Source organism: Anaerobacillus sp. QJM3NY_32 (genome assembly GCF_056173645.1).
Genome location: NZ_CM149684.1, coordinates 3,730,156 through 3,744,385 on the forward strand (window position 1 = coordinate 3,730,156; position 14,230 = coordinate 3,744,385).

Genomic DNA, 14,230 nt, shown 5'->3' on the forward strand with positions numbered 1-14,230 from the left:
CATCCTTGTGAATATCGCTATCATTACTACTGCTGTTATCGCACTAACTTCTGGATTTAAATTGGTTTAATCAAGATGGAGAGGCATTGCTTCTCCTAAAAAACTAAATTTAAATGAGAGTGATCGAGACATGAAGGGCATATTTCAGAAATTCACTAATGTTGTAAGCGTGTATATTACACTGGCATCTATCACAGGGATTTCTTTATTTCTCACTCAGTACTTCTTGACATATACACCTCTTAACTGGAGTCTGGCCTTCACGTTTGTAGCGGCAATTTTACTATTGAATCACTATACAATTCTATTGCCACCAAGCGGCAATTCCCTATCAATGGATTCAGCGATCTATTTGGCAGTCCTATTTGTATTTGGTATTCATATGGCGCTAACCATCTTGTTACTAACCTCGATCATCTATGCTCTGTATAAAAAAAGCGTTGTTTGGTGGAAGCATTTATTTAATTTCTCTATTTATAGCATCATGATTATTGGAACGTATGAAGCTTTCTTTCTATTTGGTGGAACTATCGGAACACTATCATTTTTTAATGTAACTTCGTATATGCTTTCGCTTAGCGTTTATTTTCTGCTGAACGTGTTATTCATTGGGTTTTTCTTTGTTTTAACCGCCACCGAGAATCTTCTTCAAATTGTTAAAGGAATGTTAAAGGAAACCATCTCAAGTTATTTAATCACGTTAATTCTTTCCTTGAATCTTGTCCTACTCATGAAGCAGCAAATTATACTTGGCGTTCTATTATTTCTAACTGTAGCCGTGCTACTCTCCATTTCCTTCAAACAATATTTTGAGCTCTATCAAGAAGTATCCCAAAAAGCGGACATTGATCATCTAACAGAACTATACAATCATGGCTATTTCAAATCTCTTTTGGAAGAAGAAATCAAAACAGTAAAACTAGCAAATCAGCCTCTATCAATCGGTTTGATCGACCTTGATGACTTCAAGAAATACAATGATCAGCACGGGCACCTTCAAGGAGATAAGCTTCTTAAACACTTCGGAGCAGAATTGAAAAAGAGTGCGAGCGACGCGTTTACAGCTGCTCGCTATGGAGGAGAAGAGTTTGCACTGCTAATGCCTGGTAAGACGGAACTCGAAGCCTATCAATTCATCAATCATTTTCGAAAAGACATCAATGATCAATATTTCGAAGGAGTCGAAGTGCTTCCACACGGCTGTCTCTCGTTTTCTGCAGGAATCATCCAATACAACCAGGACATGTACGATTCCTCAGAAGTCCTTGAAAAAGCCGATCAAGCGATGTACTATGCCAAGACTAAAGGAAAGAACAACGTTTGTATTTTTGACGCTGATAATGTACCTGCTAAAACCTTTTATAATAACAAAGAAATGGAATTATTGGAGCAGCAGCTAAAAATCTTTCTTTATAAAGATGTGTACACGTACAAACATAGCAGAAGAGTTTATGAATATGCGATTGAGTTCAGCAACAAGCTTAACTTGAATAGCAATGATCAGAAAATACTTGTCATGGGAGCACTCATTCATGACATCGGAAAGCTTGAGATTCCTCGTGACGTTATCAACAAAAAAGGAAAGCTTACGAAGGATGAGTGGGAGATGGTTCAGAAACATGTCATTTGGGGGAGGGAAATTGTATCAACAAACCGCGAGCTAGCTGATCTTCTTCCACTCGTTGAACTTCATCACGAACGTTATGACGGGAAAGGCTATCCGTACGGATTAAGCGGACAAGAAATCCCTCGACTTGTTCGCATGTTAACAATTATCGATTCCTTTGATGCCATGACGACTGAGCGCCCCTATCAAAAAACAAAGTCAATTAGTGAAGCGATAGACGAATTACAAAAATGTGCTGAAACGCAGTTTGATCCCGAACTTGTTCATGCGTTTATTGAGGTGATTCATTCAAGTCCACTGCACAAGCATTCAATTGAACAACCAAACAAAATCAGCATTTAAAAAAGCGAATGTGGCCGCATTCGCTTTTTTGTTTCCGTTAGAAACGCTTCACATTTTATTTTCGCTACCATAACGGCTCATTATGATCAGTTACTTCAAAAAAATATGGAAGAATGAAGACCGTACCAACCGCCATCACGACTTCGATTGGGATAATGACTGAAATGGGAACTTGGAATGCGATCATTGGTAACCATAGAAGCGCAACAATACTTGGAATAACAGATAAGTTATTCCTTGCCCGACGTGTTAAATACTGTTCCCTATCACAATAGGGACAGACAACAGCTTTTTTAAACGAAAACAACATAAGGAACGATTCTTTCCACGTCCACTCCGAATGACATTGCTGACAAGTTGTCATTTTTATGACCCCCATACTACTTATACGAACTCAACGTCATGAGAGTTTCAAAATTCTGTTAATCTCCTTCTAAATCCGATAAAGCATGAATCATAATCTTAATGGCGTCTCGTATGCTAGTGAACGGAAAACCAGTATGTGCTGAATGATGGAGCGTCATCTCGAATGTAGGTGGAACATGAATGAATCCTGCTGGGATATCGCTGTCTTTTTGTTCAAGTGCATACAAAACGCTATACATCACGTTGTTACATAAATAAGTTCCAGCTGTATTGGATATTTCTGCAGGTATACCATTTTGTACAAGTGCCTCAGTCATCTTTTTAATAGGAAGAGTTGAGAAATAAGCTGCCGGTCCACCTTCCACGATTGGCTGATCTTCCGGCGCACGCCCCACATTATCTTCTACACTATCATTCACATTAATTGCAATTCGCTCAGGCGTTACTTTTGTTCGGTCAGCGGCAAGTCCAAGCATGATCACAGCAATCGGTTCACATTGTTCAACATACTCAATCAGCATTTCTGATGCTCGCTCATAATCAACAGGAAGAACACGTGAGATAATTTCATAGCCTCCTATCACTTCCTCATCCAATTCCTTGACGATTTGCTCAGTTGGATTATGACGATGTTCAAGAAAAGGCTCAAAACCAGTCAACAATAGCGGTCTCATTCTCTTCTCCCCTTTCGCTTAATAACAAATTACTCCAAATAATCTGAACACTCATCTTTCTATTACCTCTTTCAAACCGGTTTAACCTTCAAATTATAGTCATTTTTTACCACCTTTTCATTTTCTTCACAAGCGTTGAATGATCAATCCTTAATTCCTTAGCTGCAGAACGAAGAGATGGATGTTGTTGAATCGTATCTAATATGATTCTCTTTTCAAAACTTCCTACTCGCTCTTTCAATGAAAGTGGTTCGTTCCCTTTTATACGATAATCCGTAATATGAACTGGTAAATGATGCGGTTCAATAGAGATGGTAGGAACAGATACGACAAGACTTTCAATCATATTTTTCAGTTCTCGAACGTTTCCAGGCCAACGATAAGCAAGCAAGGCGCTACGTGTTTCTTTAGTCATCCGTTTTTCAATATGATATTTCGAACAAAAATAAGAAAAGAAATGATCTACCAATACTTCAATATCATGGACGCGATTAGCTAACGGAGGAATAGAAATCTCAATAACTTGAAGCCTGTAATAAAAATCTTCGCGAAATGAACCTTTCTCGATTTCTTCTAACAACTGTTTATTTGTAGCAGAGATGATCCGAATATCAAGTTTAATCGGTTTATTTCCACCAATTCGATAAAACTCGCTCTCTTGTAAAACCCTGAGAAGTTTCACTTGGAGAGAAACAGGCATCTCCCCTACTTCATCAAGCATAACCGTCCCACCCTGGGCCAATTCGAGCAAACCGATTTTTCCTTCCTTACGCGCTCCAGTGAACGCGCCTGACTCATAACCAAATAACTCTGATTCTAATAAATGTTCAGGGATAGCTCCACAGTTCACTTTAATAAAAGGCTTGTCCTTCCGATCACTTTCATAGTGAATTAAATTAGCCACAACTTCTTTACCTACGCCTGATTCTCCAGTTAATAATATGCTTGTAGGGTATGGAGCTACCTGTTTTACTTTCTCGTAAATGACGCCCATTTCTTTACTTCGAAAAACAACCTTGTCAGCTACCCCTTTCAATTGAAGGGAATACCTATTTTGATTCAACTCGGAGAAAGTTTTGGCACGATCAAGCTCAGAGCGCAAACCGTTTAATTGTGTGATATCTCTTACGCTTGTTACCACCAATTCGATCTCGTGATTCTCATCAAAAACCGGACTTCCCGTCACGATAACGTCCTTCTTACCCCCGATTTTTTGTAGAATGGACACCCGCTCTTTTTCTTTTAGTACAAGCAAAGAAACGGACTGATCGATATACCCTTCTTGCATTAAATCTTTCATATGTCGCCCAATTAATTCAGAGCGCGGAAAGCCGGTCATTTCTTCATATGCAGAGTTAACGTAAATCGTCGTTCCCTCTTTATCCACAACATATAATCCGTCTGTCGAAAACTCAATAATTGATTCAAACTGTCGCAGCAAATCGCGGTAGTGTTTCACTTCCGTAATATCCTGAATGACACTAATGACGCCAATAAGCTCTTCGTCCTGATATAGAGGCGTTCGATTGACAACACATTCACGATCAAACAGTTGGAGACGTTCACCTATTAAACTATGCTCGTTTTCAAGTACTTCGCTGATTCTTGAATTTGGAACGAAAGCACGAATAGTTGCCCCTTTCCAATCCTGTACACGAAGAAGGTCTTCAGCTGATGCATTCATGTAAATAATTCGTTCTTCCCGATCTATCATAACAACCCCATTGTGTAAGGAAGAAAAGACCTCTTCCCAACCAGTTGTTTTGGCTATATTCAGCATAAAACCCACCTCTCTAATGGTGAAATTTATCAACTTATGGTGAACTACGACACCACTTAAATATTCAATCTATTCAGACAAATACCTGCCTACTGGTGAAAAAAATCACCTAACAATTGTTAATTTATCTAAAAAGGCTATGTTGTCAGCTTTTAAAAGTTGGCACCAAACTTGCATCACTAAAAGTCGTAACGAAAGATCTAACTGTGCTATCTGAACACACCCACACCAGACCATTACTTAAGAAAGAAGTATTCCAAAGATCATCTGTATGGTCTCAATACCCCTTAGCGTTAAAAGGTTAGCGTCTCAACCCTTGAATGAAATTTTTCACAATTTAAACCAACATAATAGGAGGAATATGAATGAACATTATTAACAAACACCCGAAATTGTACGTAATGGATAATGGGCGTATGAGTATGGATAAAAACTGGATGATTGCGATGCACAATCCCGCTACGATTACGAATCCCAATGCCCAAACTGAATTTGTTGAATTCCCTATTTACACAGTTCTAATCGATCACCCGGCCGGCAAGATCCTTTTTGATACAGCTTGTAATCCAAATTCGATGGGACCAGAAGGCCGTTGGACAGAAGCGACACAGCAAACTTTCCCCTATAAAGCTAGTGAGGAATGCTACCTTCATAATCGGCTGGAGCAGCTGAATGTACGTCCTGAAGACATTAAATTCGTTGTCGCTTCTCACCTCCATCTTGACCATGCAGGATGTCTTGAAATGTTTACGAACGCTACCATTATTGTTCATGAAGATGAATTGAACGGAACGCTTCAGTCCTATGCGCGTAATCAGAAAGAAGGCGCCTATATTTGGGGAGATATTGATGCATGGATTAAAAACAATCTTCAGTGGCAAACCATTAAGCGAAATGAAGACAATGTGCAACTTGCAGAAGGTATTAAAGTATTAAACTTTGGCAGTGGACACGCCTGGGGAATGATTGGTCTGCATATTCAGATGCCGGAAACCGGTGGAATCATTCTCGCCTCAGATGCCGTCTATACAGCCGAAAGTTTTGGGCCACCGATCAAACCACCTGGCATTATCTATGATTCTCTCGGCTACGCAGCATCAGTAGAAAAAATCCGACGACTCGCAAAGGAAACGAATAGTCAGGTATGGTTCGGTCATGACTCAAACCAGTTTAATAATTTCCGTAAATCAACAGAAGGCTACTACGAATAAAAGGAGGATTTGAATGACTTTTTCCAAACTCGTCTTCACCCCACTAAGCTACACTGGCTGGGGATCACTTGCACAACTCTTACCTGAAGTTAAAAAATATACTGCAAAGCGAATTTTGGTCGTAACTGACCCTGTATTAAATGATATCGGTATCGTAGATCGCGTCAGCATTCCTTTAAAAGAGGCCGGATATTCAGTCGATATATATACTGATATACAGCCAGAGCCACCGCTTGCCATCGGCGAAAGACTCGTCAACTATACGAAAGAAAATGCATTTGACCTCGTTATAGGACTCGGAGGAGGAAGTGCGCTAGATCTCGCGAAATTAACAGCTGTTCTGTCAGTACATGAAGGTTCTGTTTCTGACTACCTCAACTTATCAGGAAGCAGACAGATAACCGATAAAGGTTTGCCAAAAATATTAATCCCAACAACTGCCGGTACCGGGTCAGAGGTTACAAATATATCTGTTCTTTCACTCAAAAGCACAAAAGATGTCGTCACACACGACTATCTTCTAGCTGATGCAGCCATCGTTGATCCCGAGTTAACCGTTTCCGTTCCAGCAAAAGTGACCGCAGCAACCGGTGTCGATGCGCTTACCCATGCGATTGAGGCTTATGTCTCGATTAACGCTAGCCCGACAACGGATGGCCTCGCTCTCCAAGCAATTAGGTTAATTAGTCGCTCGATCAGACGTGCTGTTTCGGATGGTGAAGACCGCGAAGCACGAATCAATATGAGTAACGGAAGCTATATCGCTGGCCTTGCCTTTTTTAATGCTGGCGTAGCAGGAGTTCATGCTCTTGCCTATCCTCTTGGAGGGCAATTTCATATCGCTCATGGTGATTCCAATGCCGTTCTTCTTCCTTACGTGATGGGATATATTCGGAAAAGCTGTACGAAACGAATGGGAGATATTCTGAATGCGCTTGGCGGTAACTCACAATTCCTTTCAGAAGAAGAAGCCTCGTATGAGTGCGTACGAATGCTAGAAAGACTCGTTCAAGACGTTGGCATCCCAAGTACTCTTGGTGGATTCGAAATTCCAGCTAACGCCCTGGAGTCCTTAACAGAAGATGGCCTGAAACAAAAAAGACTGCTTGCAAGAAGCCCTCTCCCTCTTCATGAGGATGATATTCGCGCAATCTATCAATCAGCATTTAAGGGAGAAATTGTTGAAGCATCCCCTATTACTATTCAACATCCATAAAGTCATTCAATCATAAAGCCCGCTTACGCAGCGGGCTTTATGATTGAATTCACCTTTCATAGGGAACAACAATTAAAAACGAATTAGGTGGTGTCACTCTTGGGTTACTTCTTACTTCTTATACTTTCGGTTACCATCATGATTTTTCTTATACGAGTACCGCTATCCGATCGCTTCCCTCCTGCTATTCGCAAAATGGGCGTGATCTTTCTTGGATTAATATCGATTATCTTTCTCGCATTATTGATTGCTTCATTTATTTGATGATCAAAAAGGCGAAAGAGTCCGCTGTGAGTGGACACTTTCGCCTTTTTTGTTTGTAGTGGGGGTCAGGCTCGAGCCTGACCCCCACTTTATACAAACGTCGTCGCTAAATAAATGACCACCGGCATCGTCGCTAAGCTCGACACGGTGGAAACAAGCGTTGCGCTTGAAACGTTTTGGGGTTCAGTATGAAACTGAATCGCGTACATTGTCGTGTTCGCGGCAGTTGGGGTAGCAGCCATTATTATCATAATTTGCTTTGTTAATGGATCAACAGGCATAAGAAGCACAATGCCAGCGGCAATCAGCGGAGCAACCATAAGCTTAAGTGATAATGCCGTTGATAGCTTGCGCCAGTCAATCGCCCGAATACGAATGTTCGCAAGCTGCATACCAAGCGTCACCATAATAACGGGAATAGCCGCATCCGCAATTAAATCCACGCCATCACTTATTGTACCCAAAGGAAGATGTAACCATTGAAACAACAGCCCGACAATGGCGCCGTAAACCATCGGCATTTTCCTAACAGCTTTTAAAGCTGCCTTTATCCCATCGTGGTCCGGACTTCCCTTTGCGGCATAATATACGCCAAGTGTGCTCATTAACAGTTGCTGCAACACCATTAAAACAATCGCTGTTTCCATCCCGACTGCCCCAAACAGAAAGAGAACAAGCGGAGTTCCGTAATTTCCGTTATTCATAAACGCGCTCGATAAAACCAATCCGCATCGTTCTGATTCGGTATAGCCATATAGTTTTGAGAGAATGCTCACGATCCCAATAAGCGCAAAGCAAAGTCCAAGCATGTAGATCGACAAATAACCATAGGAGGAATCAATTTCTTGCTCATAAAATGTTCGAAAAACGAGAAGCGGAACGAGGACATATAAAGCGAGGTTTGAAAGCACCCTTGTCTCCAAGTTAAGAAAACGTTGCGCAATATATCCGACTACAAATACGAAGAAGATCGGCAGCAATATGGTTATGATCGACATCTTCATTCTCCTTCAGCTTCTTAAAAGGATAGCGTGCCCTGGAATACGAATAAAACAGGATGAAAGGGAACTGATAAAATCAGCCCCCTTTCTTCGCTTATCCGTTAAAAACGATAATTTTTTCTTCTGTCATTTCTTCAATCGCATAGCGTGGACCTTCTTTTCCCGTTCCGCTTTTCTTCACACCACCATATGGCATATGGTCAACGCGATAACCTGACGTATCGTTAATAATCAGTCCACCCACATGTACCTCATTGATCGCTTTTAACGTAAACGCTAGGTCGTTCGTGAATAGGCCAGCTTGAAGGCCATATTCCGAATCATTCACTCTCGCAATCACTTCATCTGTGGAACGGTACGTGCTTACGGCAACGACTGGTCCAAAAACTTCCTGGCGACATACTTTCATATTATCATTTACATTTGAAAGAATAGTAGGTTGGTAGAAGACGCCATTTCTTTCTCCGCCTGTTTCAACAGTAGCTCCCTGCTCAACCGCTTCGTTCACCCAACTTTCTACACGAATGGCTTCACGCTCAGCAATCATCGGCCCAACATCGGTTGCCTGATCCATTGGATCTCCTAAAACAAGGCCTTCTGTTACTTCCTTCATTTTTGCAAGGAACGGCTCATAAACATCTTCATGAACATAAACGCGTTGAACAGAAATACAAACCTGGCCAGCGTTATTAAAACTTTTCTGTGCGGACTGAGTAGCAGCTGTTTCAACATCTGCATCGTGATGCACAATTGTTGCGGAGTTATTTCCTAACTCAAGCGCTACTTTACGTAAACCAGCTTTTTCACGAATATGCTGACCAACGCGAGGGCTTCCCGTAAATGTAAACATGTTCACGTCCTGGTTAGATAGAAGCCATTCACCTACTGTAGCCCCGTCCCCAGTGACAAGGTTCAGGCGGCCTGCCGGAAGACCTGCTTCTTCCATAATCTCTGTTAACAGAATCGCACAAACCGGCGTAACTTCAGCTGGTTTTAGTACAACGCTATTCCCGGCGGCTAGCGCTGGGCCAATTTTGTGGCAAACAAGATTTAGCGGCACGTTAAACGGCGTAATCGCTGCGACAACACCAATCGGAAATCGTCTCGTGTAAGCTTGACGCTGTTCAGACCCTGGCGCTGACTCCACTGGGATTCCTTCGCCGTGGATCCGTTTGGCTTCCTCTGCTGAAACTTCCAAAGTTAAAGCAGCTCTTCCTACTTCACCCTTACACTCGGCTAATGGCTTACCAACTTCTTTCGCCAGCACTTCACCTAGTTCATCTTGACGAGCTCTGAGCACTGCAGCTGCTTTAATAAGTACCGTATATCGTTCATAAGGAGAAAAAGTGGTTTTCAAAGCTTCTTTGGCAGCTTGGACCGCATCTTTTACATCTTGTTCTTCAGCGGCAGCCGTTTTGGCCGTTATTTCTTGGGTATATTTATTTAGCACATCATCCGTTGTCGTTTTATCTCGCCATTCTCCGTTAATGTATAATCCGTACGTTCGTACTGAAGTTTGCGTTGTCACTTTAACATCATCCTCCCTTTTTATAACGTTACTACCTTTTTCTCTGACAAAAGTTCTTCTGCTTTTCCTTGACTTCCAAATACGCGAATTTTTTCTTGTACTTTTTCCTTCATTCGTAAACGGCCAAGACCAAGTGAGCTCGCGAGCACAATGTCATTTTGATTTTCGCCAAAAGCTTCTTGCACGCCTCTAGTGAAAGCTTGACGTAGCTCAGTATCAACATTGATTTTCGCAATACCTAGAGAGATCGCGCGCTGTACTTGCTCATCTGGCACATCTGAACCGCCGTGAAGAACGACAGGGCGCTCGACTGCCGCCACAATTTCTTTCAGTCGTTCGAATCGAAGATTTGGCGTTTCTTTATAAATACCGTGTGCTGTTCCAATTGATACAGCGAGATAATCAACATCTGTCGCTTCTACAAAAGCAACAGCTTCTTCAGTAGTTGTAATAAGGGCGTCCTTTTCATCAACGGTAATATCATCTTCAGTTCCACCGATTTTACCAATCTCACCTTCAGAACCAATGCCTAGTGCTCTTGCAATGTCGACCACTTTCCTCGTTGTCGCCGTATTTTCTTCAAACGATAAACCTGAACCATCGAACATAACGGATTGGAAGCCCATTTGAACAGCTTGCATCGTTTGTTCGAACTGACGACTATGATCAAGGTGAATCGCAACAGGAACATCAATTTCTTTTTCGTACGTATCAATTAGACCTTTTAATGCTTCCATACCTAGCGTTTGAATCACCTTTTGTCCAACTTGAATCATAATTGGTGCTTTTTCCTCAGCAGCTGCTTCAAAAATTGCTAGCACTGTTTCCGCATTATGGGCGCTAAAAGCACCTACCCCATATCCGTTTTGAAAAGCATGATCCAGCATTGTTTTTCCGTTAATAAATGGCATAACCATTTCTCCCTTCTATCGCTTCAATTCAATATTGTAGTGGTACTGATCACTTCGGTATTTCGTTTTGGTGTATTCTATTAGATGGTCATTTAGTCCATAGCTGAGACGTGTCATTTCCAGTAGCGCTTCACCCGGCCGTATCGCCAAAGAATCCGCTTCATCCAACGTCGCATTAATCGCTGCAATTCGCTCCTGTGCTTTGTTTAAATAAATCTGATAGTTTTCGAGTATTTCATAGTATTTCGCTTCATTTAAATCATGTTGAATTAGTAGCTTGCCAATCGATTCTGGCCAGCATGTGCGTTCAAGCGCAACTGGCGTCTCATCAGCAAATCGTATTCGTTCTACAAGTAGAATAGGTGACCCCTCTGCCACTTGAAGCATTTCACTTTCATGGAAAAGGTTATACTTGAATTCAGCTCGGATAACTTTTGACGAAGGAACTTGACCTTTTTCCATTACTTCTTCCGCAAAACCTTTCAGCTGCCCAAGATTCCCAACCAATTGATGAGGCTTGACGATGGTCCCATGGCCCTGCTTTTTCTCAAGCAGTCCATTCTGAACGAGAATCGTAATCGCCTGACGAATTGTTGTTCGACTCACACCGAATTCCTTAATGAGCGCTTGCTCTGTTGGAATGAGCGTATTCGATTTCCACGCACCAGTCTGAATGCGCTCAATAAGGACATCTTTGATTTGGAGGTAAAGAGCATCCCCATTTGGATCAATCTGATTAATCGACATAGATCTCATTCCCCTTTATAGGTGGTGGATACGTCGCAAGATCTTCTCCAATGAGCGGCTTCAACCATTCATAGTAAGCCTTCTTATTTTGAATGAACGCATCAGGCAACACACGTTCACCAGCTGCGACAACTTTTTCAAGTTCAATCGGAAGCATTCTCACCGAATAACGATGATGAGCATTCCTTTGAATTGAAACCATAACGTTTGATAATCCTTCACGAATCCATTCAGCGCCAACTCTTCCAACCGTATAAGCTTCTTCTCGATCAACATCTGATATGACTGCGGAGAAGCTTCGCTGATTCATTCCTAGGAGTTCAGCCCTTGTCATAACGCTTAGCTCATTTTTTAAAAAGTGAGCCACTTGACTTGAAATGCCACCCAGTATTGTTCTGCCATCCACATTTCCTCTCTCAACCTGACCACTATTCCCAAATAAAACACCTTCACTTACAACGACTGTTGCGTAACCAAACCGGTTCAAAGCCGTATTTACATTCTCGAGAAGGACTTCTTTTTTTATAGGGCGCTCAGGTATAGCGATAAAATGAGGGCCTTCTTCTTCATATTCTTGTAATAACCCTGACGCTGCGGAAAGCCAGCCGGCATTTCTTCCCATCGTTTCAAGAACCCTGACCTTTTCAAAGTTCTGCATCGACGCGAGATCCCGGCTCATATCTCTTGTGGCCTGGGCGACATATCGTGCTGAGCTTCCAAAACCTGGCGCATGATCCGTCCCTCCAAGGTCATTATCAACCGTTTTAGGGAGTCCAAGAACCTGAAGCGAAACGTTTTGCATTCTCGCTTCGGCTTCTACTTTGGCTAGCGCCTCCATCGTTCCATTACCACCGATAAAAACAAGCACATCGACACCCTGCGCCTGAAGCAAGCGCACACCATTTTCAATATGCTCATCTGTTAACGGAAAGCGTCCAGAACCAAGACACGCACCCGGGACATCCTGATGTAGATGAACGCGACTAAGCATCTCACTATCTCCGTCAAGATACATTCCGTGCGCCAGTCCTTCATAACCATTTTGAATAAAAAGCAGGGCATGATCTCGTTCGATTTCCTTCACAAACCCTGCGAGGGTAGCATTAATGACGGCCGTAGGTCCCCCGGCCTGGCCAATGGCGACCTTTTTCATGCAACTGTCTCCCTTCAGTTCTTCGTATAGATCGTCGTCTCAAGCCCAAGCTGCTTACCAAGTTCAACAAGCTCATCCGCAACATCATCATAAATAATGGCGTAATGTGGTTCGAAGCCCTCTTCCATTAAGCCGTATAGCGTATCATTTATTTCCGTTTCCAGTTCCACTTCGACAGACGTACCATTGAAGCGCTGCGGCGTATCCAATGCGTTCCCCCTCATAACCAACAAGCGATAACCTTCTGGCGTATAACCAACTCGGAACATCGTTACGCGACCTGGCTTTAAACCGAATTCCATCGTAAAGCCGAGCTTACGGTTTGGATGAACGCCAGGTCGAGCGCCTTGATCAGGATGTGCAAGCGAATACGCGCCTGCGCCGCAATGCCAGAACACAACTGAATTACTCGCCTCGTTCACGTGAACCATATCACCAAGGTATGGGGCGCTTCCTGTTAGCTGCTGAAGAATAAACATCGAAACGGAACCATGAATATCCGATTCACACGATGAAACCACACCGTCTTCTGTAAATTGAGAAAGAGTTGAGCATGCTGCAGCGCCAAGTTCATTGAAAAAGTCAGGCCAACAACGTATCGCAAGCGCCGAAACATCTTCCGCATCAATTTGCTCCTGCACGTACGTTGTAAACTGAGCAAATCGCTGAACGGTTTCTTCGTTACGATTTAGCCCAATCACCTGCTGCTCCGCTCGTTCAATCGCGCCTTCCCATCTTTCCCGAGGGAGCTTCACACATTCCTCAAACGCTTTGTTTAAATCAAAGTTTTTCACTGTCACACCAAGCTGTTTTTGCAAGGCTTCTTCATCCGTTCCTGAAAAGAAAAAGCCTGGAGGATGCTCCCCGATCACACCAATGGTGAGACCTTTGAGATCTTCAATCACCTTTTGAACCTTTAGTTGAATCTTGATTCTCTTTTGCACCTGCGCTTCATCGCCATTCCCAAATACAAAGCTAAATGGATGATTCGCACATCGAAGCACATGACTTGTGCTATTGCCGCCGGTTAAGGAGTTTAAGCGAAGTCTCCCGCCAACACTTGGTTCACGAACGGACCAGACAATCACTGGCGCTTCTACTTTTTTAATGAGGGCCTCAATGAATTCACCGTCCGCAAACGTGACGCTTTGATAAATACTAGCAACAATGTCTTCGCTGTTAACGTTTTCAAGAAAAGTTTCTAGATCTTCAGGTGATGTGATGATCTCTTCAGGCTCAATCACATTTGCCGTCACACTATGAAGAAATTCTGAACTTTTCTTTCTTTGTAGTTCCCCCGCTTCAAGATCAAACGTTTTTCTACCAATTGGTACATATAGAATGCTTGTTTTAGCCACGATTGGTCACAACCTTTCTCCTCTGTTTGTTACAAATACTATATCATACATT

General features: G+C 42.5%; 13 protein-coding genes. 4 read left to right on the plus strand and 9 right to left on the minus strand.

Features of this window, described 5'->3' with window-relative positions; translation table 11 throughout:
* The first annotated feature begins 130 nt into the window (after positions 1-130).
* Entirely contained in the window at positions 131-1,969 is a 1,839-nt protein-coding gene (locus tag AC0VYH_RS19335) for a diguanylate cyclase (RefSeq protein WP_475372947.1), read from the plus strand.
* Between the two features lie 64 nt (positions 1,970-2,033).
* On the opposite strand, the gene AC0VYH_RS19340 is transcribed toward AC0VYH_RS19335, so the two are convergent.
* From AC0VYH_RS19340 to AC0VYH_RS19350, 3 genes are all read right to left on the minus strand, one after another.
* Entirely contained in the window at positions 2,034-2,333 is a 300-nt protein-coding gene (locus AC0VYH_RS19340; RefSeq protein WP_475367998.1) for a TIGR04104 family putative zinc finger protein, read from the minus strand.
* Between the two features lie 58 nt (positions 2,334-2,391).
* Positions 2,392-3,009, minus strand: a complete 618-nt coding sequence (gene pcp, locus AC0VYH_RS19345; protein ID WP_430243439.1) for a pyroglutamyl-peptidase I — start codon at positions 3,007-3,009, stop codon at positions 2,392-2,394.
* A gap of 106 nt (positions 3,010-3,115) precedes the next feature.
* Positions 3,116-4,789: a sigma-54 interaction domain-containing protein gene (locus AC0VYH_RS19350; RefSeq protein WP_475372948.1), complete on the minus strand. Its 1,674-nt coding sequence runs from the start codon at positions 4,787-4,789 to the stop codon at positions 3,116-3,118.
* 365 nt (positions 4,790-5,154) lie between these two features.
* On the opposite strand from AC0VYH_RS19350, the gene ahlS reads away from it, so the two are divergent.
* The 3 genes from ahlS to AC0VYH_RS19365 all read left to right on the plus strand — a co-directional run bounded on the left by ahlS (position 5,155) and on the right by AC0VYH_RS19365 (position 7,480).
* A complete protein-coding gene (ahlS, locus tag AC0VYH_RS19355) occupies positions 5,155-6,000 on the plus strand; it encodes an AhlS family quorum-quenching N-acyl homoserine lactonase (protein ID WP_194218682.1) in 846 nt (281 codons plus the stop codon).
* Positions 6,001-6,013: 13 nt separating this feature from the next.
* Complete coding sequence (locus AC0VYH_RS19360; protein ID WP_475372949.1) at positions 6,014-7,216, plus strand: iron-containing alcohol dehydrogenase; 1,203 nt, start codon at positions 6,014-6,016, stop codon at positions 7,214-7,216.
* A 99-nt stretch (positions 7,217-7,315) separates the two neighbouring features.
* Entirely contained in the window at positions 7,316-7,480 is a 165-nt protein-coding gene (locus tag AC0VYH_RS19365) for a hypothetical protein (protein ID WP_475372950.1), read from the plus strand.
* An 89-nt stretch (positions 7,481-7,569) separates the two neighbouring features.
* Here AC0VYH_RS19365 and AC0VYH_RS19370 read toward each other — a convergent pair whose 3' ends face one another.
* The 6 genes from AC0VYH_RS19370 to sftI all read right to left on the minus strand — a co-directional run bounded on the left by AC0VYH_RS19370 (position 7,570) and on the right by sftI (position 14,178).
* Entirely contained in the window at positions 7,570-8,478 is a 909-nt protein-coding gene (locus AC0VYH_RS19370) for an AEC family transporter (RefSeq protein ID WP_475372951.1), read from the minus strand.
* 97 nt (positions 8,479-8,575) lie between these two features.
* Positions 8,576-10,009 carry an aldehyde dehydrogenase family protein gene (locus AC0VYH_RS19375; RefSeq protein ID WP_475365901.1) on the minus strand — a complete coding sequence of 478 codons (1,434 nt, stop codon included), beginning with the start codon at positions 10,007-10,009 and terminating at the stop codon, positions 8,576-8,578.
* Between the two features lie 20 nt (positions 10,010-10,029).
* On the minus strand, positions 10,030-10,920 hold the full coding sequence (locus AC0VYH_RS19380) for a class II fructose-bisphosphate aldolase (RefSeq protein WP_475372952.1): 891 nt from the start codon (positions 10,918-10,920) through the stop codon (positions 10,030-10,032).
* Between the two features lie 15 nt (positions 10,921-10,935).
* Positions 10,936-11,667: a GntR family transcriptional regulator gene (locus tag AC0VYH_RS19385; RefSeq protein ID WP_283153553.1), complete on the minus strand. Its 732-nt coding sequence runs from the start codon at positions 11,665-11,667 to the stop codon at positions 10,936-10,938.
* Positions 11,657-12,820 carry a diphosphate--fructose-6-phosphate 1-phosphotransferase gene (locus AC0VYH_RS19390; RefSeq protein WP_475372953.1) on the minus strand — a complete coding sequence of 388 codons (1,164 nt, stop codon included), beginning with the start codon at positions 12,818-12,820 and terminating at the stop codon, positions 11,657-11,659. Before AC0VYH_RS19390 ends, AC0VYH_RS19385 begins: the two co-directional genes overlap by 11 nt.
* 14 nt (positions 12,821-12,834) lie before the next feature.
* The gene (gene sftI, locus AC0VYH_RS19395; RefSeq protein WP_475372954.1) at positions 12,835-14,178 is read right to left on the minus strand and encodes a sulfoquinovose isomerase; all 1,344 of its coding nucleotides are present in this window, start codon (positions 14,176-14,178) and stop codon (positions 12,835-12,837) included.
* Positions 14,179-14,230: the final 52 nt, after the last annotated feature.

Excerpts from the sequence above, each read along its gene's own strand:
- AC0VYH_RS19370 (WP_475372951.1), bottom strand. The coding sequence starts at position 8,478 with ATGTCGATCATAACCATATTGCTGCCGATCTTCTTCGTATTTGTAGTC.
- AC0VYH_RS19390 (WP_475372953.1), bottom strand. The coding sequence starts at position 12,820 with ATGAAAAAGGTCGCCATTGGCCAGGCCGGGGGACCTACGGCCGTCATT.
- AC0VYH_RS19350 (WP_475372948.1), bottom strand. The coding sequence starts at position 4,789 with ATGCTGAATATAGCCAAAACAACTGGTTGGGAAGAGGTCTTTTCTTCC.
- AC0VYH_RS19360 (WP_475372949.1), top strand. The coding sequence starts at position 6,014 with ATGACTTTTTCCAAACTCGTCTTCACCCCACTAAGCTACACTGGCTGG.
- pcp (WP_430243439.1), bottom strand. The coding sequence starts at position 3,009 with ATGAGACCGCTATTGTTGACTGGTTTTGAGCCTTTTCTTGAACATCGT.
- AC0VYH_RS19335 (WP_475372947.1), top strand. The coding sequence starts at position 131 with ATGAAGGGCATATTTCAGAAATTCACTAATGTTGTAAGCGTGTATATT.
- ahlS (WP_194218682.1), top strand. The coding sequence starts at position 5,155 with ATGAACATTATTAACAAACACCCGAAATTGTACGTAATGGATAATGGG.
- AC0VYH_RS19385 (WP_283153553.1), bottom strand. The coding sequence starts at position 11,667 with ATGTCGATTAATCAGATTGATCCAAATGGGGATGCTCTTTACCTCCAA.
- AC0VYH_RS19380 (WP_475372952.1), bottom strand. The coding sequence starts at position 10,920 with ATGCCATTTATTAACGGAAAAACAATGCTGGATCATGCTTTTCAAAAC.
- AC0VYH_RS19340 (WP_475367998.1), bottom strand. The coding sequence starts at position 2,333 with ATGACAACTTGTCAGCAATGTCATTCGGAGTGGACGTGGAAAGAATCG.